At 73.0% G+C, this 22,754-nt stretch carries 19 protein-coding genes, 1 tRNA gene and 1 pseudogene; 16 read left to right on the top strand and 5 right to left on the bottom strand.

Going from position 1 to position 22,754, the window contains the following annotated elements; translation table 11 throughout:
- The first annotated feature begins 45 nt into the window (after positions 1-45).
- The 6 genes from STRAU_RS16080 (at position 46) to STRAU_RS16105 (ending at position 5,157) form a co-directional block, all read left to right on the top strand.
- A complete protein-coding gene (locus tag STRAU_RS16080; protein ID WP_016641390.1) occupies positions 46-945 on the top strand; it encodes a LysR family transcriptional regulator in 900 nt (299 codons plus the stop codon).
- 150 nt (positions 946-1,095) lie between these two features.
- Positions 1,096-1,962, top strand: a complete 867-nt coding sequence (locus STRAU_RS16085; RefSeq protein ID WP_037659814.1) for an ABC transporter permease — start codon at positions 1,096-1,098, stop codon at positions 1,960-1,962.
- 42 nt (positions 1,963-2,004) lie between these two features.
- Positions 2,005-3,042: an ABC transporter substrate-binding protein gene (locus STRAU_RS16090; protein ID WP_016641392.1), complete on the top strand. Its 1,038-nt coding sequence runs from the start codon at positions 2,005-2,007 to the stop codon at positions 3,040-3,042.
- Between the two features lie 11 nt (positions 3,043-3,053).
- On the top strand, positions 3,054-3,932 hold the full coding sequence (locus tag STRAU_RS16095) for an ABC transporter ATP-binding protein (RefSeq protein ID WP_016641393.1): 879 nt from the start codon (positions 3,054-3,056) through the stop codon (positions 3,930-3,932).
- A gap of 56 nt (positions 3,933-3,988) precedes the next feature.
- Positions 3,989-4,624 carry a helix-turn-helix domain-containing protein gene (locus STRAU_RS16100; protein ID WP_016641394.1) on the top strand — a complete coding sequence of 212 codons (636 nt, stop codon included), beginning with the start codon at positions 3,989-3,991 and terminating at the stop codon, positions 4,622-4,624.
- Complete coding sequence (locus STRAU_RS16105) at positions 4,621-5,157, top strand: GNAT family N-acetyltransferase (RefSeq protein ID WP_016641395.1); 537 nt, start codon at positions 4,621-4,623, stop codon at positions 5,155-5,157. The genes STRAU_RS16100 and STRAU_RS16105 overlap by 4 nt, the downstream gene beginning before the upstream one ends.
- A 21-nt stretch (positions 5,158-5,178) precedes the next feature.
- On the opposite strand, the gene STRAU_RS16110 is transcribed toward STRAU_RS16105, so the two are convergent.
- Positions 5,179-6,051, bottom strand: coding sequence for a sugar phosphate isomerase/epimerase family protein (locus tag STRAU_RS16110; protein WP_016641396.1), 873 nt, complete (start codon positions 6,049-6,051; stop codon positions 5,179-5,181).
- A 1-nt stretch (position 6,052) separates the two neighbouring features.
- Positions 6,053-9,514 carry a ThuA domain-containing protein gene (locus tag STRAU_RS16115; RefSeq protein ID WP_016641397.1) on the bottom strand — a complete coding sequence of 1,154 codons (3,462 nt, stop codon included), beginning with the start codon at positions 9,512-9,514 and terminating at the stop codon, positions 6,053-6,055.
- Between the two features lie 293 nt (positions 9,515-9,807).
- On the opposite strand from STRAU_RS16115, the gene STRAU_RS16120 reads away from it, so the two are divergent.
- From STRAU_RS16120 to STRAU_RS40250, 3 genes and pseudogenes are all read left to right on the top strand, one after another.
- Positions 9,808-10,821 (top strand): alpha/beta fold hydrolase, encoded by a 1,014-nt coding sequence (locus STRAU_RS16120; RefSeq protein ID WP_016641398.1) that lies wholly within the window; start codon positions 9,808-9,810, stop codon positions 10,819-10,821.
- 99 nt (positions 10,822-10,920) lie between these two features.
- Positions 10,921-11,277, top strand: a complete 357-nt coding sequence (locus tag STRAU_RS16125; protein ID WP_016641399.1) for an MmcQ/YjbR family DNA-binding protein — start codon at positions 10,921-10,923, stop codon at positions 11,275-11,277.
- A gap of 271 nt (positions 11,278-11,548) precedes the next feature.
- Positions 11,549-12,775, top strand: a pseudogene (locus tag STRAU_RS40250) (MFS transporter); the annotation flags it as partial.
- Between the two features lie 26 nt (positions 12,776-12,801).
- On the opposite strand, the gene STRAU_RS43640 reads toward STRAU_RS40250, so the two are convergent.
- The gene (locus tag STRAU_RS43640; protein ID WP_052029106.1) at positions 12,802-13,746 is read right to left on the bottom strand and encodes a transketolase family protein; all 945 of its coding nucleotides are present in this window, start codon (positions 13,744-13,746) and stop codon (positions 12,802-12,804) included.
- Between the two features lie 30 nt (positions 13,747-13,776).
- Positions 13,777-14,478 (bottom strand): thiamine pyrophosphate-dependent enzyme, encoded by a 702-nt coding sequence (locus STRAU_RS16140; RefSeq protein WP_016641401.1) that lies wholly within the window; start codon positions 14,476-14,478, stop codon positions 13,777-13,779.
- Between the two features lie 126 nt (positions 14,479-14,604).
- Between STRAU_RS16140 and STRAU_RS16145 the strand changes: the two genes are divergently transcribed.
- From STRAU_RS16145 to STRAU_RS16175, 7 genes are all read left to right on the top strand, one after another.
- Positions 14,605-14,681 (top strand) — tRNA-Pro (locus STRAU_RS16145).
- 382 nt (positions 14,682-15,063) lie between these two features.
- The gene (locus STRAU_RS16150; RefSeq protein ID WP_259299919.1) at positions 15,064-15,696 is read left to right on the top strand and encodes a type 2 periplasmic-binding domain-containing protein; all 633 of its coding nucleotides are present in this window, start codon (positions 15,064-15,066) and stop codon (positions 15,694-15,696) included.
- A complete protein-coding gene (locus STRAU_RS16155; protein ID WP_016641403.1) occupies positions 15,693-16,967 on the top strand; it encodes a DUF6421 family protein in 1,275 nt (424 codons plus the stop codon). Before STRAU_RS16150 ends, STRAU_RS16155 begins: the two co-directional genes overlap by 4 nt.
- 35 nt (positions 16,968-17,002) lie before the next feature.
- Positions 17,003-17,437, top strand: a complete 435-nt coding sequence (locus STRAU_RS16160) for a nuclear transport factor 2 family protein (protein WP_016641404.1) — start codon at positions 17,003-17,005, stop codon at positions 17,435-17,437.
- Complete coding sequence (locus STRAU_RS16165) at positions 17,434-18,375, top strand: branched-chain amino acid transaminase (protein ID WP_016641405.1); 942 nt, start codon at positions 17,434-17,436, stop codon at positions 18,373-18,375. Before STRAU_RS16160 ends, STRAU_RS16165 begins: the two co-directional genes overlap by 4 nt.
- On the top strand, positions 18,372-19,112 hold the full coding sequence (locus tag STRAU_RS16170; RefSeq protein WP_078621254.1) for an AzlC family ABC transporter permease: 741 nt from the start codon (positions 18,372-18,374) through the stop codon (positions 19,110-19,112). The genes STRAU_RS16165 and STRAU_RS16170 overlap by 4 nt, the downstream gene beginning before the upstream one ends.
- On the top strand, positions 19,102-19,419 hold the full coding sequence (locus tag STRAU_RS16175) for an AzlD domain-containing protein (protein ID WP_016641407.1): 318 nt from the start codon (positions 19,102-19,104) through the stop codon (positions 19,417-19,419). The genes STRAU_RS16170 and STRAU_RS16175 overlap by 11 nt, the downstream gene beginning before the upstream one ends.
- Here STRAU_RS16175 and STRAU_RS16180 read toward each other — a convergent pair.
- Entirely contained in the window at positions 19,391-22,681 is a 3,291-nt protein-coding gene (locus STRAU_RS16180) for an AfsR/SARP family transcriptional regulator (RefSeq protein ID WP_052029107.1), read from the bottom strand. The genes STRAU_RS16175 and STRAU_RS16180 overlap by 29 nt on opposite strands.
- Between the last annotated feature and the right edge of the window lie 73 nt (positions 22,682-22,754).

Raw genomic sequence — 22,754 nt, forward strand, 5'->3', positions numbered from 1 at the left:
AGGGCCGAAAAGGGGGAGAGGGGCGCAGCCCCATAGACTTGCCGCATGATCGAAGCACGGCGGCTGCACATCCTCCGCGCGGTGGCCGACCACCGCACGGTCACCGCCGCGGCCGCCGCGCTCTACCTCACCCCGTCCGCCGTCTCCCAGCAGCTCACCGCGTTGGAACAGGAGACGGGGCACCGCCTCGTCGAGCGCTCGGCGCGCGGCGTCCGGCTGACCGCCGCGGGCGAGATCCTGCTCGCCCACACCAACGCCGTCCTCGCCCAACTGGAGCGCGCCGAGGCCGAGCTGGCCGCGTACAGCTCGGGCGAGGCGGGCACGGTGACGCTCGCCTCGTTCGCGACGGGCATCGGGCTCGTCGTCGCGCCCGCGCTGACCCGGCTCGCCGAGACCGCGCCCGGGATCCGGGTGCGCGTCCAGGACGCGGAGGGCGACGCGAGCCTGCCGATGGTCCTCGACCGGCAGGTGGACGTGGCGGTGGCCGTCGAGTACCGCGGCGCCCCCGGGGCGGACGACTCCCGGCTCACCCGCGTGCCGCTGTACGCCGAGCCGTTCGACGCGGTGCTGCCCGCCGGGCACCGGGCCGCGGGCAGCGAGCGGGTGCCGCTCGGTGAGCTGGCCAAGGACCCGTGGATCGGGCCCTTCCCCGGCAACCCCTGCCACGACGTGGTCGTGCTCGCCTGCGAGCAGGCCGGGTTCCAGCCGGTCCTGGAGCACACGTCCGACGACTTCCGTGCCGTCGTCGCGCTCGCCTCGGCGGGAGCAGGCGTGGCCCTCGTGCCGCGGTCCGCGCTGCGGGGCATGGATGTCGCCGGTGCCGTGGTCCGGCCCGTGGACGGGAACGCCCCCACCCGGCGGGTGTTCGCCGCGGTGCGGACCGGCGCGGAGACGCATCCGCTCATCTCGCCGGTGCTGGGCGCCCTGGGGGACGCGGCCGGGTAGGGACGCGTTCGCGGGTTCGCGCCCGCGTCGGGTTCGCGCCTACGTATTGACCCTGCCGTCGGCGAGTCATTAGCGTGGCGGGCACCGCCCGTGAGAAAGCGCTTTCTGGATGACGTGAACGATGTCCGCCGACGTTCCGGGGAGTTCACCGTGAGCCAGCGCGTCCTGTCCCCCACTGCCCCGAGGAAGCCGGCGGGAGTCGCCGAGCGTACGCGGCCGAGTCCGCGCCGCCGTGCCGTCGAGGCGGCCGAGAAGAGCTGGCGGCCGCTCGCCCTCCTTGCCGCCTGCTTCGGCGCCTGGTGGGTGATCGCCGCGGCCGGCTGGGTCGAGTCGTATCTGCTGCCCACGCCCGGCGCCACGCTCGACGTGCTCCTCGAACAGCCCGGCTATCTGTGGGAGCACGGCTGGGTCACCACGTACGAGACGCTGCTCGGTTTCCTCATCGCCGTCGGTGTCGGCATCCTCAGCGCCGTGCTGATGGTCTACTCGTCCACCGTCGAGAAGACCCTCTACCCGATCCTGCTCTTCGCCCAGGTCGTACCGAAGATCGCCATCGCGCCGCTGTTCGTCGTCTGGCTCGGCTTCGGCATCGGCCCGAAGGTCCTCATCGCCGTCCTCATCGCCTTCTTCCCAGTGGTGATCTCGATGGTGACGGGGCTCAAGGCCGTGGATCCGGAGATGCTCCAGCTGTCGGCCACCATGGGCGCGCGGCCCTGGCAGACCTTCCTGAAGATCCGCTTCCCGGCCTCGCTCCCGCACCTGTTCTCCGGCCTGAAGGTCGCCGTCACGCTGGCCGTCACCGGTGCCGTCGTGGGCGAGTTCGTCGGTGCGAACGAAGGGCTCGGCTACGTCATCCTCCAGGCCAACGGCAACCTCGACACCCCGATGCTGTTCGCCGGACTCCTTGTCATGTCGCTCATCGGCGTCGTCCTCTTCGTCCTGGTGGAGATCGCCGAGAAGCTGCTGCTCCCGTGGCACGCGTCCCGCCGCGACGCCGCCGCCACGACCACGCTCTGACACCGCGCAAGCCCCGCCACGCACGCGAGAAGGGCCGCCCCCATGCAAGCGCCGCGCACACCTCGCAGTCGCCTCCTCCCCGGTCTCCTCCCGCTGCTCCTGGTCTCCGCCACGGCGACGGCCTGCGGCGACGACGACAAGACGACCGTCAGCGACTCCGGCAAGAAGCTGGACAAGGTGACGCTCACCCTCAACTGGTATCCGTACGGCGAACACGCGCCGTTCTACTACGGCGAGAAGCAGAAGATCTTCGAGAAGCACGGCATCGACCTGGAGATACGCGCCGGACAGGGCTCGCAGAAGACCGTGCAGGCGACCGGCGCCGGGCAGACCGACTTCGGCTGGGCCGACACCCCGGCCGTGCTCGCCGGCGTCGACAAGGGAGTCAAGGTCAAGAGCCTCGGCGTCTACCTCCAGACGACGCCCGCGTCCGTGCAGTTCTTCGGCAGCGAGGACATCGCCGCCCCCGGCGACCTCAAGGGCAAGACCGTCGCGGGCACCGCGGGCGACGCGCTCACCAAGACCTTCCCGATCTTCCTGCAGAAGAACGGCATGGTGGTGTCCGACGTCCAGGTCCAGAACACCGACCCGGCGGGCAAGATCGCCGCGGTGATCTCCGGCCGCACGGACGCCCTCCTCGGCTACGCCAGCGACCAGGGCCCGATCATGCGGAACAAGGCCAAGAAGGACGTCTCGTACCTGCGCTTCTCCGAGCACGGCCTGAACTTCTACGCCAACGGTCTGATCGCGGGCAACAAGACCCTCGCGCGCGGCGATCTGGCCAAGCGCATGACGGCCGCGGTGAGCGAGTCCTGGGCCGCCGCCGAGAAGAACCCGAAGCCCGCGGTCGCCGCCATGGAAGGCGCCTCCGAGCAACTGCCGCCGCAGAACGTGCTGTCGGAGCAGTTCAAGACCACGCTCACACTGCTGCACACGGACGCCACCCGCGGCAAGGCGCCCGGCGCCAACACCGAGGCCGACTGGAAGCAGACCATCGACGTCTTCGCCGAGGCCGGCCTGGTCAAGAGCCCCAAGCCGGTCGCCGACTACTGGGACGTGGCCAACGGGGTCAAGGGATAACGGGGGCAGGGATGGGGACCGTGAACGACACAGCACTGAACAAGTCCGACGCGGCACCGGAGCAGCCGGGCGCGCCGTCCGACCGCACCGCCACCATCGCGCCCGCCGTCCGGCTCGCCGACGTCGCCGTCCGCTTCCGCACGAAGAAGAAGGACGTGACCGCCCTTGAGGAGGTCTCGCTCGACGTGGCGCGTGGCGAGTTCGTCGCGATCGTCGGGCCGTCCGGATGTGGGAAGTCCACGCTGCTGAAGCTCGTCGCGGGGCTGCTCGCGCCGTCGGCGGGCGGGGTGGCGCTCGGCGGTGAGCACGTGCGCGGGCCGCGGCGCGACATCGGCTTCGTCTTCCAGCGCGCCGCCCTGCTCGACTGGCGCTCGGCCCGCCGCAACATCCTGCTCCAGGCGGAGATGCGCGGGCTCCCGGCGGCCGGGGCCCGCGCCCGGGCCGACGAGCTGATCCGGATGACCGGCCTCGACGGCTTCGAGGACGCCTATCCGCACGAGCTGTCGGGCGGCATGCAGCAGCGGGTCGCGCTGTGCCGCGCGCTCCTGCACGAGCCGCCCGTCCTGCTCATGGACGAGCCGTTCGGCGCCCTGGACGAGCCGTTCGGCGCCCTGGACGCGCTCACGCGCGAGCAGATGAACGTGGAACTGCACCGCATCTGGCGCGAGACCGACACGACGGTCCTGCTGGTCACCCACTCCATCCCGGAGGCCGTCTATCTCGCCGACCGCGTCGTCGTGATGAGCCCGCGCCCGGGCACGGTCACCGAGATCATCGAGGTCGGCCTGCCCCGCGAGCGGGAGTACGCGGCCACGCTCGCGTCGGCCGAGTTCCGCTCGGCGACGGGGCGGATCAGGGAGCTGCTGGGGGCGGCGGGGGCGCACGACTGAGGGCGGGCCGGGCGCCCCGCTCGGCTCATTCTCGTATATGGGATAGCATCCCGAATATGACACGTGATGATGGTGAGGGTGCGGGCACCGCCCCCGAAGCCCCTGTCGCCCCTGTCGCACCCGTCGTGCCCGACGGGGCTGACGTGGACGCGCGTCTCGCCGCCCGGCTGTCCGGGCTGCGGGCCGAACACGGCTGGTCCCTGGGCGAGTTGGCGGACCGCAGCGGCATCAGCCGGTCGACGCTCTCGCGGGCCGAGCGCGGCGAGATCAGCCCGACCGCGTCCCTCCTGAACCGGCTGTGCGCCGTCTACGGACGCACCATGTCCCAGCTCCTGAGCGAGGTGGAGGCCGAGCCCGCGCGGGTCGTGCGCGCCGCCGAGCAGGCCGTGTGGACGGACGGCGCGTCCGGGTTCCGGCGCCGGTCCGTCTCGCCGCCGCACCCGGGCCTGCGCGGCGAAGTCGTCGAGGGCACGCTGGCGCCCGGCGCCGACCTCTCCTACGACCGGCCGCCCGTGCCGGGGCTCGAACAGCACATCTGGGTCCTGGAGGGCGAGTTGGAGGTGACGGTGCGCGGCGAGACGCACGCGCTCGCCGCCGGTGACTGCCTGCGGTTCCGGGTCTGGGGCGCGACCCGCTTCCGCTGCGGGGGCGAGCGGGCGGTGCGCTACGCGCTGGTGGTGGTGGCGCCATGACGACGGTTTCGGCACTCGGCGCCGAACGGCTCACCGGCGTCCAACTGGGCGCCCTCGCCGACGAGTTGGGCGAGCTGCTGGTGGACGCGGTGGAGGGCGGCGCGTCCGTGGGCTTCCTCGCGGGGCTCGACCGGGGAGCGGCCGCCCGGTGGTGGCGCGGCCGGGCTGCGGACGTCGACGCGGGGCGCGTGGCGACGTGGGCCGTCCGCGAGGGCGGGCGCGTCACCGGCACGGTCAGCCTCGCGTACGCGGACAAGCCCAACGCCCGCCACCGCGCGGAGCTGGTGAAGCTCCTGGTGCACCGCGAGGCGCGCGGGCGGGGCCTCGGCCGCTCCCTGCTGGCCCTCGCCGAGCGTGAGGCGGCACGGGCGGGCGTGACGCTGCTGCTCCTCGACACCCGGACGGACAGCCCCGCCGAGTCCCTGTACGCCTCGGCGGGCTGGACCCGGCTCGGCGTCGTCCCGGACCACGCGGCGGACCCGGCCGGGGCCCTCCGCCCAACGACACTCTTCTACAAGGCGATTGGGGCCTGAGGTTGGATCCCCGCGGCCTTCTCAATACCGCAGAGCCGCCAGGTACCGGTAGCTGTTCCGCGCCGTCGCGAACGGGTCCGCGGGGCTGTCGTGCTCGACCAGCCACTGCCGTACCCCGCCCGCGCGTGCGTGGTCGAACATCGCCGCGAAGTCCAGCGTCCCCGACCCCACGTCGGCGAAGCTCCCGTCCGCGGCCATGTCCTTCACATGCAGCGCCGGGAACCGCCCCGGGTGCCGCGCGAAGTAACTCCCGGGATCAGCGGCGCCCTTGACCGCCCAGTACACGTCCAGCTCGAAGCCGACCAGCTCCGGGTCGGTCTCCGTGACGAGGACGTCGTACAGGTTCACGCCGTCGACCACGGCGTGGTCCGAGCCGTGGTTGTGGAACAGCAGCCGTCCGAGCCCCGCCTCGCGCGAGGCGCGCCCGATCCGGTTGAACTCCCGGGCGGCCTCGCGGAATCCGGCCGGCGAGTGCAGCGCGCCGGGCAGGCTCGGCACGACGGGCCAGGCCGCGCCCAGCGCGTGCAGGTCCTCCAGGGCCCGACCGAGGCCGGGCCCGCGCAGAGTGTCGTACGAGATGTGCTCCAGGACCGCCTTGAGCCGGACGCCGTCAAGGATTCGCCGGATGCCGTCGGCCGTGTGACCGTGCCGCCCGCTGACGCCCACGGTGGCGTACCCCATCGCGGCCAGCTCCGCCAAGGTGCCTGCGAAGTCCCGCGCGAGGGCGGTGCGCATCGTGTAGAGGTGCATGCCGATGCCGCCGCGCGGGATGCGCCGGCAGGGGCGCCCGCGCCCCTCCGTCGCCCGCGCGGGCAGCCCCGCGCCGACGGCCGCCGCGACGCCCAGCGACGCACCGAGAAAGGCCCGTCTGGTTCCGTGGCTCACCGTGCTCACCTCACTTCACTGTGATGCGGACCGAACCGGTCGTCGTGTCGCCCTTGTCGTCCGTGACGGTCAGCCGTGCCGTGTACGCGCCCGCGCGCGGGTAGGTGTGTTCCGCGGTCGGCCCTTCCGGCGAGCCGGGCTTGGAGTTGTCGCCGAAGTCCCAGTGGTACGAGGCGACTTCGCGTCCGGTGGGCAGCTGGGGCGTGCCGGTGAGGCGGACGGTGAGCGGCGGCGCCCCGCTGTCCGGGGCGGCCCCGACCGTCACGCGCGCGTGCGGCGGCTTTTGGACGCCCGGCCCGTTGAAGTGCAGCCAGTCGACGGTGAGCAGGTCGGGCTTGTCCTCGGCCCACTGCGGGTTGGTGAAGACGGCGTACAGCTTGAACGTGCCGTCGTGCCGCGCCAGTTGGGCCGTGGGTGAGATGAAGTTGCCCCAGCCGCCGGTGTTCGGCACCGTCACCTTCCCGAGCAGCTTGCCCGTCGGGGAGCCCGCCCGGAACTCGACGTTGCCGCCGAGCCCGCCCGACGCCGCGCCGACCGTCACCGAGTCCACGCCCTTCAGGTGCACCGGGTCGAAGGCGACCCAGTCGCCGTGCTCGATCTCGATGAGCCGCTTGCCGCCGGAGGCGTCCGGGCGGCTGCCCGTGACCGCGCCCTCATGGGCGCCGCCGGTGGCCGTGCGGTGCTCCGCCTCGCGCAGCGACGTCCGCAGCGTCAGCGCGTCGGAGCCGGTGAGTGCCGGCACGCCCGGGGCGCCCTTGTCCGTGTACTGGGCGGTGATGCCGTAGTACAGGTTCTGGCCGGGACCGTGGCTGTCGCCGGAGTCCGTGACGATCTCGCCCGTGCAGCCGGTGTAGTTGTCCAGCGGATGCAGATGCGAGTCGTGGCCCAGCTGGGACTGGACGACGACCTTGGAGCAGTCGATCCGCCGGTCCTCGGGGTCGGTGACCTTCACCGTGAACGGAATGGTGTCGCCGAAGCTGAACACCCCGCCGTCCGGCGGCTGTTGGAGCGTCACGGTCGGCCGGGTGTTGCCGACGGTGATCTCCTGCACGGCGAGCCCGGTCAGCTCGCCGGGCCCTGTGACCTTCAGGCGCGCGGTGAACCGGCCCTTCTTCGTGTAGGTGTGCCTGGGGTTCGCCGCGGTCGAGTCGGTGCTGCCGTCGCCGTCGAAGTCCCACGCGTACGTGACCGGCTTGCCGTCCGGAAGGCCCGAGCCCTCGCTGGAGAACGACACGGTGAGCGGCGCGCCGCCGTTGTTGTCGGGCGTGGCGCTCACCCGCGCGTCCGGCAGCCGCTTGTCCGCCACATAGTCGATGCGGTAGATGCCCGCGCCCTCGTTGCTGCCGCCGCGCCCGGTGCCGCTGCCGAGCCCGAAGTCGATCACGTACATCGCCCCGTCGGGCCCGAAGTCGGCGTCGAAGGGCTGGTTCCACTTCATGTCGGGGAAGATGCCGTTGATGGAGTGCAGGTCGCCCGCCTTCGCGGGCGGGAACCGCGGATCCGTGAACTCCTGGTCCTTCTGTTGCGTCGAGAAGACCTTGAACCACTGCCGCGTCAGCTCGTACGTGAACCACTTGCCCTCGAAGTACTCGGGGAACTTGGTGCGGTACGGGTTGCCGGCGTCGTAGTCGTAGACCGGTCCGCTCATCGGGCCGCCCCCGCCGGTGCCGAGCTCGGGGAACTTCTCGGAGGCGGAGTAGGCGTACCAGACGTCGGCGGCCTTCGCGGGTGGCAGGTCCCGCAGTCCCGTGTTGTTCGGCGAGTCGTTGACGAGCTTGCCGCAGTCGAACTTCGCGCCGGGCTTCTGTGCCGCGAAGTCGTAGTCGTTGAAGGGGGTGTTGGCGCCGACGCAGTACGGCCAGCCGTAGTTCCCGGCCTTGGTGATCCGGTTGAACTCGACGGTTCCTTCCGGGCCCCGGTCGGGCACGGCCTGCCGCGCGTCCGGGCCGTAGTCGGCGACGAGGAGCGCGCCGCTCACCGGGTCCGTCGTGATCCGGAACGGGTTGCGCAGACCCATCGCGTACACCTCGGGACGCGTCTTGTCCGTGCCGGGCGCGAAGAGGTTCCCCTCGGGGACCGCGTACGTCCCGTCGTCCTTCGGCGTGATCCGCAGGACCTTGCCGCGCAGGTCATTGGTGTTGCCGGAGGTGCCCTGTGCGTCCCAGGCGCGGCGGCCCTCCCGCTCGTCGATGGGCGTGAAGCCGTCCGACGCGAACGGGTCGGTGTTGTCGCCCGTCGCGACGTACAGATCACCCTTCTTGTCGAAGGCGATCGAGCCTGCCATGTGCGAGTTGGCCCGCCCCTCGCCGCGCAGCGTCGGAATCGTCAGGAGCCGTTTCTCGGAGGCCGGGTCGACCTTGCCGCCCGCCTCGGTGAACCGCGACAGGTTGATGCGTTTCTCGGTCTTGTCCGAATGCAGCAGATACAGCCGGTGGTTGGCGGCGAAGCCCGGGTCGAGCGCGAGTCCGAGCAGGCCGTCGGACTGGCTCGTCATGTCCGGCGTGTACGCGAAGTCGAGCGCCGTCGTGACCTTCAGCGTCTCCTGGTCGATCACCTTCAGCTTGCCGGTGCGCTGGATGAAGAACACCCGCCGGTCCGGCGCGACCGCCAGCTCGAACGGGTCGGCGAGATCGCTCGTGACCAGCGGCGTCCGCTGGAAGGCACCCGTCTTCGTGGCCGTGCAGTCGCCCGCCTTCGCGCCCGCCGCCCACTGGATGCCGCCGAGCAGATGCTTCAGGAACCCCTGCTCCGCGAAGGCCGACACCGCGTGCCCGCCCGCCGTGTACCAGGAGCGGCCGCCGTCGTAGTTCTGGCACCACGACCACGGGTGGTCGACGCCCTCGTCAAGGCCGGTGACACCGTCCCGCACCTTGATCTGCGCGAGCGTGTGCACCTTCCCGGTCGGATTGGCCCGCCAGTTGTACCACTCCTCCGTACGCTCCCACAGCTCGGGCAGCCCCTTCGTGGACGGATGCGCCTGGTCCAGGACCTTGACCCGGCCGGTCTGCACCTCGGGGTGCTTGTCGAAGATCGCGCCGACCAGCCCCTCGTACCAGCCCCAGTCGCGCTCGCTCGCCGACGCCGCGTGCAGGCCCACCCAGCCGCCGCCCCCGCGGACGTACTTCTGCAGCGCCGCGCGCTGCGCGGCGTCGAGCAGATCGCCCTTCTCCGGGGTCGAGTTGGTGTTGTTGAAGACGATGGCCTGGAAACGGCCGAGGTTGGCGTCCGTGAAGGCCGCCGCGTCGTCGGTGGCCTCCACCTCGAAGCCGTTCTCGGCGCCCAGCTTCTTGATCGCCTCGATGCCCGCGGGGATGGACTCGTGCGGGTAGTTGGTGACCTTGGAGAAGACCAGAACCCGGAAGGCCGGGGCGGCCTCGGCGCGCGGTGGTGCGGTGAGGCCGAGGCCGACGAGGAGGGCGAGCAGGGCCGTGACGGCGATGCACGGCGAGAGAAGTCTTCGCGTGGAACTCATGGCGCTCCCTGGGCTTGGACGGCTGCCGGTCGCCGGGTGTGCGGTGAGTCGCTGGTGCGCGATGCGGTGCACGGTGCGCGATGCGGTGCTTCGGGGTGCGGCGGAGTGAGCCGTGCGGCGGGGCCGCAGGATGGAAAGCGCTTACTCCGCAAGGCTGTTCAGCGTAGGTTCTGCTTCGGGGGAGGGTCAATGGGTCGGAAGTGCCCCGAGCGGGGCGGGATTGACGTTCCGTGTGCGGGGGAGGGTGTGCCGGGAGAGTCGAGCCCCCGTCGCCCACGCAGAGGAGCACTCCGATGCCGGAACACGACCACGCCGGCGAGGCGCCGGTCACGTACACCGCGGGACTGCTGACCGCGCCGGACGGCGTGCCCGTCGCGACATACACGTGGCTGCCCACCGGCGGCAGGCCCCGGGCCTTCGTGCAGATCGCGCACGGCGCCGCCGAACACGGCCTGCGCTACGACCGCTTCGCGCGGCACTTGACCGCGCACGGATACGGAGTGGTCGCCTCCGACCACCGCGGCCACGGCGCCACCGCGCAGTCCACGGGCGGGTACGGCGTGGCGGACACCGCAGGCGGCGCGGACACCGCCGATGCCGCCGATACGACGGACGCCGTCAGCGGTGCCGACGCCTGGCGGGCGATCGTCGACGACCTGAAGGCCATCGGCGACCAGGTCCGCGCGCTGCACCCCGACGTCCCGGTCGTCCTGCTCGGCCACAGCCTCGGCTCGATGCTCGCCCGCGACTACGCCCAGGAGTACCCGGACTCCCTCGCGGGCCTGATCCTGTCCGGTACGTTCCGCTCGCTGCCCGGGGCCGAGACGGACGGGGCGCTCGCCCGGCTCGGCGAGGAGATCGCCAAAGGCGGCCGCGCGGCGCGGTCGTCCTTCGTCGCGGAACTCTTCGCCGCCTTCAACGACCCCTATACGCACCGCACCGGCTTCGAGTGGCTGTCGCGCGACGAGGCGGAAGTGGACGCGTACGTCGCCGACGAGCGCTGCGGGTTCCCGTTCTCGGCGGGCCTCTCGCGGGACTGGGTGCGCGCCGTCCGCAAGATCAACGATCCCCGGAACCTGGCCCGGATCCCCGGCGATCTGCCCGTGCACGTGGCCGTCGGCACCCAGGACCCCTGCAACCAGGGGATGACGCTCGTGTACGAACTCCTGGAGGACCTCCGGTACGCGGGCGTGGAGGACCTGAGCTGGAAGGGCTATGAGGGCGCGCGGCACGAGATCCTCAACGAGACGAACCGCGACGAGGTGCAGCGGGACCTGACGGAGTGGCTGGACGCGCGGATTCCGTGAGGCGGCCGGGGCGGCCCGTTCGTCGCGGGGCGGCCCGGCGGACGATTGGCGGGGCGGCCCGGCGGGCGATTGTCAGTCGGCTTGGCTACGGTTCTGGCCATGGTCAACGCCGACGACGTACGCCGCACCGCCCTCGCCCTGCCGGACACCACGGAGAAGATCGCCTGGAGCATGCCGACCTTCCGGGTCGCGGGAAAGATGTTCGCCACGCTGCCCGAGGAGGAGACGTCCATCGCCGTGCGCTGCCCGAAGCTGGAGCGGGACGAGCTGGTGCTCGCCGAGCCGGACAAGTTCTGGATCGCCGACCACGAGGCGAGCTTCGCCTGGGTGCGGGTGCGGCTCAAGGCCGTCGACCAGGACGAGCTGGCCGACATCCTCGCCGACTCCTGGCGCCAGGCCGCGCCCACCCGACTCCTGGACAGCCACCCGGAGTTGGGGGTGCCGAACGCGGGGTGACCGGACGCGGCGGGGGAGCGGGGGCGGGGGCGCGTCCCCGGCTCCGGGCGGCGCGTAAATCCGGCTGAGCCCGGCCGGATCGCGTGGCATGATCCTGCGCGGTCGTGCCGTCGGCGCAGCGCCGTCGGCGGTCAGCGGAGGGGCGGGTATGTCAGGGGCGTCGTCCGGGGGATCAGGGGGTTCGGGGGACTCGGCGGGTGCGGGCGAGGGCATCGCGGGTCCGGGGAAAGGCTTTGCGGGGCCGGGGGAATCGGGGCGTGCCGCAGCGGGCTTGTGGTCGCGGGACTTCGGGCTCTTCTTCGTGGCGCGGGCCGTCGCCAAGCTCGGCGACACGATGCTGCCCGTCGCGCTGGCCGCCGGACTGCTGCGGCACGGGTACGGCGCGGGGGCCGTCGGGCTCGCGATGGCCGCGACCGCCGCCTGCTTCGCGTCGCTCGTCGTCTTCGGCGGTGTCTTCGCCGACCGGTTCAGCACCCGGCTGCTGATGATCGGCGCCGACGTCGCCCGGCTCGGCACGCAGGCCCTCGCCGCCGGCCTCTTCTTCACCGGCCATGTGGTGCTGTGGCAGATCTGCGTGATCGGCGCGGTCAACGGCGCCGCGGCCGCGGTGTTCCAGCCGGGCGTCGCCAGCACCGTGCCCCGGCTCGCCGCGGACGTGCAGAAGGCCAACGGCGCCATCCGGGTCGCCGAATCCGGCGCCCAGCTCGCGGGCCCCGCCGTCGCGGGCGTGCTCGTCGGCCTCGCCTCACCCGGCGCCGTCTTCGCCGCGCACGCCGGCACGTACGCGCTGAGCGCCCTGTGCCTGCTGCTGCTCCGGCTGCCGCCCGCCGCGCCCGGCAGTCGCGCGCCCAGCCTCGGCTTCAAGCGCGATCTCGCCGTCGGCTGGCGGGAGTTCCGCGCCCGCACCTGGCTATGGGGCGTCATCGCCATCTGGTGCGTCCTGATGATCACGGTCACCGGCCCGACCACGCCCCTGGTGGCCGTCACCGTCGTCGAACAGCACGGCTCGGGCGCGTACGGCCTGGTCAACTCGGCGCTCGGTGCGGGCACCGTCGTCGGGGGTGTGATCGCCCTGCGGCTGCGGCCCCGGCGGATGCTGCGTGCCGGGGCGCTCGCCCTCATCGGCTTCGCCGCGTTTCCGGCGTCCGTCGGGGCGCAGCTCGGTGTGGGGCTGATGGTGGTGGGGGCGGTGGTCGCGGGGGCGGGGACGTCGTTCTGGGCGGTGATGTGGGCTACCAGCGTGCAGACGCAGGTGCCGGTGGATGTCCTCAACCGCATTCACGCCTACGACGTGGCGGGGTCGCTGGCGATGCTGCCCGTGGGGCAGGCGTTGGCGGGGCCTGCGGCTGCTGCGTTCGGCGCGGAGCGGGTGTTGCTCATGGGGGGTGTGATGGTGCTGGTGGTGTGTGGGGCGTTGTTGTCCGTGGCTGAGATACGGGGGCTGGTGCGGGTGGGGGCGGGGCCTGCGGCGGGCTCCCCAATCCCGCCCCTTCCCGAAACTGGGGCTCCCCCAGACCCCGCTCCTCAAACGCCGGAGGGGCTAGAACTCAGCGGCACATTCTCCGCCCGTCCGGCGGGCAGAAAGCCACTGATCCGCTCGCGCAGCGACTTCGCGTCCAGGCCGTGCGCCCGCACATGCTCCTCCACGCGGCCGTAGCGCCGCAGCTCGCGGCGGCCCACGCCGAGCCCGAGCACCCGGTGCGGAACATCCACGAGGGCGTCGTTCGCGGCGGCCGCCGACGTACCGGCGAGGTACGGCTCGACGAGCACGACGTCAGCCGCCCCACCCGCCACGGCCCCGCGCAGCGACGCCGCGTCGAACGGCCGCACCGTCGTGGCGTACAGCACCGTCACGTCCAGCCCCTCCGTCGCCGCGAGCACCTGGTCGAGCAGCGGTCCCACGGCGACCACGACCCCGCGCCGCCCCTCGCGCACGGTCAGGAACCGCGCACCGTCCACCGGCATCGGCGCCGCGTTGGCCTGCGCGGACAGGCGTACGTACACCTTGTCGTCGCCCGCGGCGACCGCGTGCCGCAGCAGCGTCTCGGCCTCGTCCGGGTGGCCCGGCACATGCACGCTCCAGCCGTCCAGCGTGTCGAGGAGCGCGACGTCGCCCGGCGCCATGTGCGTGAAACCGCCCTCCGGCCAGTCGAACGACGCCGCCGCGCTGACCAGGACGCCGCCCAGGTCCTGATGCCCGAAGTCCAGCTTGATCTGCTCGAAGGGCCGCTCCACCAGGAAGCTGGCGAAGGTGTGCACGACGGGCCGCAGCCCCGCGAGCGCGAGCCCGGCACCGGCGCCGACGAGCAGCTGCTCCCTGATGCCGACATTGATGACCCGGTCGGGATGGGTCCGCATCACCTCCTTGAAGGCGTCCTTGCCGATCTCGGCGAGCACGACGGCGACGCGCGGATCCTCGTCGAGCATCCGCGCCATGACGGGGGCGAAACGGTCACGCATGGTGTCCATGGGGAGGTTGTCCTTTCGGGAGGATCGGGCTCAGGCGGACTTGGATTCCACGCGGGCGACGACCACGTGCGGCCGCCCGGGGTGCGGCGCCGTGAACGCCTCGTACAGCGCCTCGTGATCGCGGCCATCGACGGTGAGCGCGGACCAGCCCGCCGCCTCGAACCGGGCGGCGATGCCGCCGGGCCGGGCGTAGCTGGCCGACGCGTTGTCGATCACCAGGGTGTGCAGCCGTTCCAGGCCGGCCGGTCCGGCGAAGGCGATCGCCTCGTGATTGCTGCCCTCGTCCAGCTCGGCGTCCCCGACGAGCACCCACACCCGCGGGTCGGTGAGGCCGCGGGCGCGCAGGCCGAGGGCCGTGCCGACCGCCAGCGGCAGGCCGTGCCCGAGGGAGCCGCTGCCGATCTCGGCGCCCGGCACCAGGACGCGGTCCGGGTGGTGCCCGAGCGGGGAGTCGTACCCCCCGAAACCCTCCAGCCAGTCGACCGGCAGGAAGCCCTTGGCCGCGAGGACGGCGTAGTACGCCATCGGCCCGTGCCCCTTGGACAGCAGGAACCGGTCGCGCCCCGGATCGTCCGCGCGGGCGGGTGTGACCCTGAGCACGCGGTCGTAGAGCACCCACAGCGCGTCGAGCGTGGACGTCGCCGCGGGGCCGTGCTTCTCGTCGCCCGTCATCCGGCCCATGAGGCGGGGCAGGTCCGTGTACGTGAAGGTGTGCTCCGTTGTCGTCGTCATGCCGACGAGCGTGCAACCTCAAGCAAACTTGAGGTCAAGCGAGGGAAGGCGTGAGCGATCACGGCCCGGAGTGCGGTATTGTTTCGGTGCGCGTTCGGCCAGGGGAAACCCCAGGTCAGCGGGCAACGGGACGTGGCGCAGCTTGGTAGCGCACTTGACTGGGGGTCAAGGGGTCGCAGGTTCAAATCCTGTCGTCCCGACCAGCTTCACAGCAGGTCGAAGGCCGCTTTCGCAGAGATGCGAGAGTGGCCTTCAGTGCTGTCCGGGGGTGCCCCCCCCGCCACGGCGCCGCACCGTCGCATTGCGGTCGGCGTGACGTGATGCGCGCGGTGACTTCACGGGCGCGTCGATGAAAGCGGCGTAATTTTCACCCGGCCCGGTCGGGTTTGTCGCCGGAATTTCAGAACACCGGACGGGCCGAATTGGCCAGAGTGCGGGAATCGGGCCGATGGGCCACAACGCCCTGGCCACGGCCGGGCACGGCCGCCTAGGATCGCCGACGCGAACCTGCACCGGCGGCGCACGGCCCGCGCGTCGCCCCCTCACGACCGGAGAATTTCGGGGGAAATTCAAGGGGGAGTGGAAATGATGACGGGGGAACAAGTGAGCGTCGTCCATTTACCGTCCGCGGAGCCCGAGCCGGGGGTGATGCCGCCCGCTCAGCCGGGCGCGGAGCCGCCCGCGACGGTCGGTGAGATCCGGTATCTGCACACCCTGGGCCCGACCGGGACCAACCTGGAGTCCGCGGCCCACCTGTGGCTCCGGCGGCGAGGACGCGCCGACGGGCAGGTCGTCCTGCACACCTCCCTGGAGAGCGCCATGGACAGCGTGCCCAGGACCGGCGAACACGCGCTCCTCGCCTGCGCCGTCTACCCCGAACTGCACACCCTCGTCTTCGGCAACCTGCACACCTGCCGCATGGTGGACTGCTTCCTGTGGCCCACCCACGAGATGGTGCTCGCCGCCCCGCCCGGCGCCCGCGCCGAACCGCGCACCGTGGCCACCCACCCCGCCCCCGCCGGACTCGTACCGCCCGCGAGCACCCGGCAGCTGGTGACCAGCAACGCGCAGGCCGCCATCGACTGCGCCGACGGCCGCGCCGACGCGTGCGTCACCACCGTCGTCGCCGCGCGCGCCCACGGCCTGCGGGTCGTCACCAGCTTCGGCGAGGTACCGATGGTCTTCACCGTCCACCAGGTACGGGAGACCCCTCGATGAGCGGCACGCACGCCCCGTACCGCCTCAAGGACGATCTGCTCGACGAGGCCGCGCGGCTCGGCCGCGGCCTGCTGCCCCGGATCGACGCCTTCCGCACCCGCCAGCGCGACGACGGCACGGTCCCCGCACCCGACGCCGACGACCGCCGCGCCCTGCTCGCCATCAAGGACGAAGCGGCCCGGTGGTTCGCCGGACACGGCAGGACGTCCCAGGCCGACGCGCTCACCGCCGACATCGACGACTGGCTCGCCGCCGGACTCGACACCCCACCGCACTTCGCGCGCTGCCGCGACGCCCTCACCGCGCCCGCCGACGGCGACTGGGCCGCGTTCCTCGCCCCCGTGCAGACCACCAACAGCGTCCCGCCGGTCGGCCGCCGCCTGGAGTTCTTCCTCGTACGCCGCAAGGAACCCGACGCGCTGCCCGAACTGGCCGTCCACTACCCGCACCCCAAGAACAACTGCCAGGCCACCGTGCTGCTCGCCGGCAGCGCGGGCCTGACGCGCGGCAACTGCATCGTCTTCTTCCCGGAGAACGTCGCGGCCCACGACAAGGTGGCCGAACAGGACTACGCGATCTTCTTCTTCAGCAAGTTCCGCCGGATCCACGAGACCTTCGCGCTGCCGTCCGCACGCGCCGTCCTCACCGCCGAAACCGTGCCCCCCGGATCCGCGGGACTCGACCCCGAGGTGTGCTACCAGGCGCGCTCCGTCTGGGGCTATCTCCACGACTACTTCCACCACCAGGGGCAGTGGCCCCTCGACCGGCACGTCAAACTCAAGATGAACTGGTTCATCGGCCTCCTGGAAGAGCTGAAGGTCGACGCCAAGACGGTGCTCGCCTGCCACGACGACGCCCTCGTGCCCTACGCCGACGAGCAGATCGCGATGATCCTGCTGGAGCGCATGTTCCGGTACCCCCTCGACGCCCACGCCGTACGCAACTTCGACGCGGGCACCGGTGTCTTTCTGTACTCCTGGCTGCGCGCGCGCCGGGCGATCGCCGACGGGCGCGGCGGCGGGCTGCGCCTGGACCACGAGCGGGTCATCGACGGGCTGCGGGAGTTGGTCGACACGATCGAGGGTATGGAAGCGGCCGTCGGCACGTCCGCGGAGTACCGCGCGGCGGCCAAGGAACTGGTACGCACCCAGCTGCCCGAAGGCGCGGAGGGCGACCGCTACGCCTTCACCGACGACCAGCGGACGCTGGTCACGGCGCGGGAGCGGCTCGCCTCCTTGCCGCCCCTGCGGTTCGCGCCGGCGGAGATGTGACCGGAAGCGACCGAGAGACGAGAGGACGCGCAGCCATGGGAAGCCTGGACCGGGCCACGATGGAGGCCGCGGTGCGGCAGTACTTCGAGGCGTGCAACAAAGTCGACCGCGACCTGTTCGCCCGGTGCCTGTCCGAACAGGTCGTGCACTACCTCGCCCACGGCATGTCCGGGCCCGTGCACGGCATCGACCCGATCGTGGAACGCTGGGGCGCCGACGTGCGGGCCAACCAGTCGCACTGGGCCGTGGACGCCGTCTACGCCGACGAGCACACCCGCACCGCCGTCTGCGAGTGGACCGCCTTCAAACCGCGCCTCGGCAAGGTGCTTCGCGGCGCGGAGGTCTACCGCTTCGACGACACCGGCCTGATCGACGAGGTCCGCATCTACTACGCGTCCCGCCGCGACGACACCGTCGACGCCAACGAACTGGAGGGCTACCCCTACGCCGAGCGGGGGTTCGCCACATGACCCGTGCGGCCCCGCCACCCGCCGCCGCCCTCGACGACCGGGACGGCGTCATCTGGCTCGACGGGGAGTTCGTGCCCTGGCGCACCGCCCGGCTGCACGTCCTCAGCCACGGACTGCACTACGGCGGCAGCGTCTTCGAGGGCGAACGGGCCTACGGCGGCCAGGTCTTCAAGCTGTCCGAGCACAGCGCCCGGCTCGTCGCGTCGGCCCGCCTCATGGGATTCGAACTGCCCTGGTCCGCCGCCGAGTTGGACGCCGCCACGCGCGAGACGGTCGCCGTCGCGGGCCTCACCGACGGCTATGTCCGCCCCGTCGCCTGGCGCGGCAGCGACACCCTGCGCCTGGTCGCCCCGGACACCTCCGTGCACGTGGCCGTCGCGGCCTGGCCCTGGCCGCGGATCTTCACCGACGGGCCCCGCGGCATCCGCCTGCGCACCTCGCGCTGGCGGCGCCCCGCCCCCGACACCGCGCCGGTCACCGCCAAGACCGCGGCCGCGTACGCCCTCGGCTCCCTCGCCGGACAGGAGGCCGAGGAAGCGGGCTGCGACGACGCGCTGCTCCTCGACCACCGAGGCCGCCTCGCCGAGGCCACCGGCGCCAACCTGTTCCTGGTCCTCGACGGCGCCCTCCACACCCCGCCCCCGGAGTGCGTCCTCGACGGCATCACCCGCCGCACCGTCATTGCCCTCGCCCACGCCCTGGGCCTCACCGTCGTCGAACGCCACCTCGCCCCCGCCGAACTCGACCGCGCCACCGAGGTGTTCCTCACCGGCACGGCGTACGAGGTCCAGCCGGTCACCGCCGTCGACGACCGGCACTACCCGCTGGGCGAGGTGGGCGCGGCGCTCGCCGCGGCGTACGCACGAGCCGTCCGGGGCGAGGAGGCCCTGCCGGGCCCCGGCTTCGCCTCCGCCGCGACCCCGGGCGAGCGCGGATGACCGATCGCGGATCCGGGCCCGTGTGCCCGGCGCCGTCCGGCGGGCCGCGCGACGCCTGGGTCGTCGGGGCCAGGGCCGCCGTTCCGTTCACCGTCGCCATCTTCGCCTTCGGCATCTCCTTCGGCGTGCTCGCCAAGGGCGCGGGCTTCGGCGCGCTCGCCGCCACCTCGATGTCCGGCCTGGTCTTCGTGGGCTCGTCGCAGTTCGCCGCGGTCTCGGTGATCGTCAACGGCGGCGGCTGGGCGGCCGCGGCCGTCGCCGGGACCCTGCTGAACCTGCGCTACCTGGTGATGGGCTTCGCCATCCTGCCCGCCCTGCGCGGCGGCCGGGCCCGCCGCGCCGTCGAGTCGCAACTGGTCATCGAGGAGTCCTGGGCCATCGCGAGCGACGCCGACGGCCGCTTCGACCGCGTACGGCTGCTGTCCTCCGGAGTGGTGCTCTGGCTCGGCTGGGTCCTCGGCACCCTGCTGGGCGCGATCGGCCCCTTCAAGGCCGTGGACATCCTCACCTACGGCCTGGACGCCGTCTCACCGGTGCTGTTCTTCCTGCTGCTCGCGCCCCACCTGGGCACCGCCCCCAAGAGGACGGCCGCGGCCACCGCGGCGGCCTGCGCCGCGCTCCTCACCGCCGTCGCGGTGCCCGACGCGGCCATCGCCGTCGCCTGCGTCATCGCGGTCGTCTGGACATGGCGGTCCCGCTCGCCCACCACCGGACGCGGAGGGCCCGTTGAGCCGTGACCCGTGGATCGTCGTCGGCGCCCTGGTGGTGACCACCTTCCTCATCAAGGGCGCCGGTTCCCTCGTGATGGGCGACCGCGAACTGCCCGCCTGGTTCCCCCGGTTCGTGGAGTACCTGACGCCCGCGCTGCTCGCCGTCCTCGTGGTCACCCAGCTCGTGGGCTCGGCCGGCGCGCACGGGATGACGTTCGACGCCCGGCTGGCCGGCTTCGCCGGGGCCCTCGTGGCCTGGCGGCTCAAGGCCCCCGTGCCACTGGTGATCCTGGTGGCCGCGGCGGTCACGGCGGGGGTACGGGCGCTGAGCTGACGCCGGCGCCCGCGTCCCGCACGGCCTCGGCGGCCGCCAGGGCGCGCGCGAGCCCGGGCCGGTGGCCGCAGGCCCGATGCAGCCGCACCGACCGCTCGACGGCCCGTTCCGCCTTGCCGTGCTGACCGAGCGCCAGATGCACCAGGGCCAGCTCGGTCCGCGCCGCGCCCTCGACGAGCCGGAGCCCGGACTGCCCTGCCGCGGCCAGCGCCCGCCGGGTGCACGAAAGGGCCTCGCGGTACTCGCCCAGGTGCCGGTGCACGGCGGCCAGCCCCACGCACGCCTCGGCCTCGGCCCGCCGGCAGCCCGCCGCGCGCGCCGCCACCAGGGCACGCTCGTGGTGGTCCAGGGCGCCGGGCACGTCGTCGAGGCGCAGCAGCACCGTGCCGATCGTGTTGAGGACGTCCGGCTCCACGAGACGACGCCGGGTGCGATGGGTGACACCGAGGGCGTCCACGCCGTACTTGAGCGCGAGCCGCGGGTCGCCGCCGTCCCGGCACGCCTGAGCCAGGGCGTTGAGGGCGCCCTCCGCCGCGTACGTGAACAGCAGCCTGCCGTCCGCCGCGAGGGCCCGCGACAACAGCCGCTGCGCCTCCTCCGGCGTGCCGAGCGCGTGCTGGACGGCGCCGAGACCCCACAGCGACAGCATGACCGTGTGCTGGTCGCCCGACGCCTCGGCGCGGGCACGGGCGTCGGCGAAGTGCCCTTGCGCGCTGTCGATGCGGCCCTGGTCGAGCCGGACGAAGCCGAGCAGGAACAGCGCCCACGCCTCCCCGGCGGGCTGCCCGCCCTCCACGTAGAGCCCCAGGGCCCGTTCGGCGGCGCGGGCGGCCTGGTCGAGGGCACCCTGCTCGCGGTGCGAGGCGGCGAGCCCGAGCACCGCCCCGGCCGTCTCCACGCCCACGCCGGTCCGCGCGAACAGCGCCTCGGCGCGCGCGCTGTGCTCCAGCGCCTCGTCGTGCCGGGCCAGCTCCCACAGCACGTAGCACATGCTCCAGTGCATCACCGCCCGCGCGTGGTCGTCCTGTTCGGCCTCGGCGGCCCGCAGTCCGTCCTGCGCGGACCGCAGCCAGTCGGCGCGCCGGCCGTGTTCCATCAGGTGGCCGTGCAGCGCGAGCGCGCACTTCCAGGCGAAGGGGCGGGGCCCGTGCCGCACGGCGTGCCGCGCGCAGTCCAGGAGCGCGGGCCGCTCGTCGTCCAGCCAGGCCAGCGCGTCGACGGCGCCGCCGAACACCAGCGGCGAGGTCGGGGAGCCGTCCGGCTCCGGCGGGCGGGCCGCGTACCAGGAGTAGAAGGTGCCGTACAGCAGGTGGGCGGCCTGCTCGGCGGTCGCCAGGTACCAGGTGAGCAGGCGGCCGACGGCGCGCTCGCGGGCGTCGGCGTCCTCCTCCGCCTCGGCCCGCTCGCGCGCGAACAGGCGGACGAGGGCATGCAGATGGAACCGGCCGGGCCGAGGAGTCTCAAGGAGGCTGCGGGCGACCAGCTGGTCCAGGAGCCGGGCCGTCGAGGGCAGGTCGGACCCGGCCAGGGCGGCGACGGCCGGGGCGGACAGTTCGGGGCCGGGGGCCAGCGCGAGCAGCCGCAGCAGCTCCCGCTCGGGGGCGGGCAGGGACCGGTAGGACAGGTCGAGCACGCTCCGTACGCCGGTGTGCTCCTCCTGGTCCAGGGCCAGCTCGTGCAGGCGGTCGCCCTCGCGCAGCCGGCGCACGACCTCCGCGATCGGCGGATGCCGGTCGCCGACGAGGTGGGCCGCGACGATCCGCACGGCCAGCGGCAGCAGACCGCACAGCCGCACGGCCTCGGCGGCGGCCTCCGGCTCGTGCCGCACCCGGTCCGCGCCGATGACGCGGGCGAGCAGCGCCAGCGCCTCCTCCTCGGCGAACACGGTCAGGCTCACCCGGTGGGCGTCGTGGAACGCGGTCAGGCCGCGCAGGTCGTTGCGGCTGGTGACGACGACGAAGCAGGTCGGCGAGCCGGGGAGCAGCGGACGTACCTGTTCGAGCCCGGCCGCGTCGTCGAGCAGGATCAGCATGCGCTTGCCCGCGAGGAGCGAGCGGTAGAGGGCGGCCTTCTCGTCCGTGCTCTCCGGCAGATGCCCGGTGCCGACGCCGAGGGCCCGCAGCAGCTGTCCGAGGGCCTCGTCGGCCGTGGTCGGGGGCGCGGAGTCGTGGCCGCGCAGATTGGCGTACACCTGGCCGTCGGGGAAGCGGTCGGCGACCCGGTGCATCCAGTGCACGGCGAGCGCGGTCTTGCCGGCGCCCGCCATGCCGGACACGGAAGAGATCACCAGCGTCTGCCCGGGGCCCGCCTCGGCCTGCGCCAGCAGGGTGTCGAGCTGGCGCAGATAGTCCGTTCGGCCCGTGAAACTGGCGACGTCGGGCGGGAGTTGGCGGGGCACCGGCCGGGCCGGGGGCGGCGGAGCGGGCGCCCGGGCGGGGCCGGGGGCGAGACCGGGGTCGCCGGCGAGGAGGCGCTGGTGGAGCTCCTTGAGCCGGCGGCCGGGTTCGATGCCCACCTGGTCGTCGAGGAGCTGGTAGAAATCGCGGTACGCGGCGAGGGCCTCCGCGGGGCGGCCCGAGCGGTGCAGCCCCAGCATGAGCTGGCCACGCAGCCGCTCACGCAGCGGGAACTCGCTGACCAGCGTGGTCAGTTCGGCCACCGACTCCTCGTAGCGGCCCAGGTCGATGAGCGCGTCGAGGCGGTCCTCCCTGGCGACCAGGCGCAGCTCTTCGAGGCGCTCGGCCTCGGCCAGGGCGAAGCTGCGGTCGCTGACCCCTTCGAGGGCGGGTCCGGTCCACAGCGCCAGGGCCTCGTCGAGCAGCGCGACCACGGCGGCCGCGTCGCCGTCGGCGGCGGCCTTGCGGGCCTGGTCGGTGAGGTGGACGAAGCGCAGGGCGTCGATCTGTTCGTCGGTGACGTCCAGGGTGTAGCTGGTGTTGCTGCGGGCGCCCGCGCTGAGCAGGACCTCGAAGCCGGACGTGGCCCGTCTGCCGGGTTCCAGGATGCGGCGCAGATGCAGGACGTGCGTACGCAGCGCGCTGATCGCGCCGTCCGGCGCGTCGCCCTCCCACAGGAGTTCGGCGAGCCGGGAGGTGCTGACCGGGTGGCCGCGGGCGAGCGCCAGGGCGGCGAGGAGCGCGCGCTGCTGCGGCCCGAGGCCGACGTGTGCGCCCCGGACCTCCACGCTCACCGGGCCGAGCAGGCGGATCCGCACCGACTCCTTCGGCGCCTGCTCCACCTCGGGCCCCGGCGTGCGGCTCACACCATTCCCTCTGCTTCCCTGTCTCCGGGGTGTCTGCGGGTTCCGTGCGTCCCTGGGGCCGTCTCTTCGCGTC

The organism is Streptomyces aurantiacus JA 4570, from assembly GCF_000414115.1.
In the GTDB taxonomy this organism is placed as follows: Bacteria; Actinomycetota; Actinomycetes; order Streptomycetales; family Streptomycetaceae; genus Streptomyces; species Streptomyces aurantiacus_A.

What these genes read in the sequence shown, in the direction of transcription:
- STRAU_RS16080 (WP_016641390.1), top strand. Translation starts at nt 46, where the DNA reads ATGATCGAAGCACGGCGGCTGCACATCCTCCGCGCGGTGGCCGACCAC.
- STRAU_RS16090 (WP_016641392.1), top strand. Translation starts at nt 2,005, where the DNA reads ATGCAAGCGCCGCGCACACCTCGCAGTCGCCTCCTCCCCGGTCTCCTC.
- STRAU_RS16095 (WP_016641393.1), top strand. Translation starts at nt 3,054, where the DNA reads ATGGGGACCGTGAACGACACAGCACTGAACAAGTCCGACGCGGCACCG.
- STRAU_RS16100 (WP_016641394.1), top strand. Translation starts at nt 3,989, where the DNA reads ATGACACGTGATGATGGTGAGGGTGCGGGCACCGCCCCCGAAGCCCCT.
- STRAU_RS16105 (WP_016641395.1), top strand. Translation starts at nt 4,621, where the DNA reads ATGACGACGGTTTCGGCACTCGGCGCCGAACGGCTCACCGGCGTCCAA.
- STRAU_RS16115 (WP_016641397.1), bottom strand. Translation starts at nt 9,514, where the DNA reads ATGAGTTCCACGCGAAGACTTCTCTCGCCGTGCATCGCCGTCACGGCC.
- STRAU_RS16120 (WP_016641398.1), top strand. Translation starts at nt 9,808, where the DNA reads ATGCCGGAACACGACCACGCCGGCGAGGCGCCGGTCACGTACACCGCG.
- STRAU_RS16125 (WP_016641399.1), top strand. Translation starts at nt 10,921, where the DNA reads ATGGTCAACGCCGACGACGTACGCCGCACCGCCCTCGCCCTGCCGGAC.
- STRAU_RS43640 (WP_052029106.1), bottom strand. Translation starts at nt 13,746, where the DNA reads ATGGACACCATGCGTGACCGTTTCGCCCCCGTCATGGCGCGGATGCTC.
- STRAU_RS16140 (WP_016641401.1), bottom strand. Translation starts at nt 14,478, where the DNA reads ATGACGACGACAACGGAGCACACCTTCACGTACACGGACCTGCCCCGC.
- STRAU_RS16150 (WP_259299919.1), top strand. Translation starts at nt 15,064, where the DNA reads ATGATGACGGGGGAACAAGTGAGCGTCGTCCATTTACCGTCCGCGGAG.
- STRAU_RS16155 (WP_016641403.1), top strand. Translation starts at nt 15,693, where the DNA reads ATGAGCGGCACGCACGCCCCGTACCGCCTCAAGGACGATCTGCTCGAC.
- STRAU_RS16160 (WP_016641404.1), top strand. Translation starts at nt 17,003, where the DNA reads ATGGGAAGCCTGGACCGGGCCACGATGGAGGCCGCGGTGCGGCAGTAC.
- STRAU_RS16165 (WP_016641405.1), top strand. Translation starts at nt 17,434, where the DNA reads ATGACCCGTGCGGCCCCGCCACCCGCCGCCGCCCTCGACGACCGGGAC.
- STRAU_RS16170 (WP_078621254.1), top strand. Translation starts at nt 18,372, where the DNA reads ATGACCGATCGCGGATCCGGGCCCGTGTGCCCGGCGCCGTCCGGCGGG.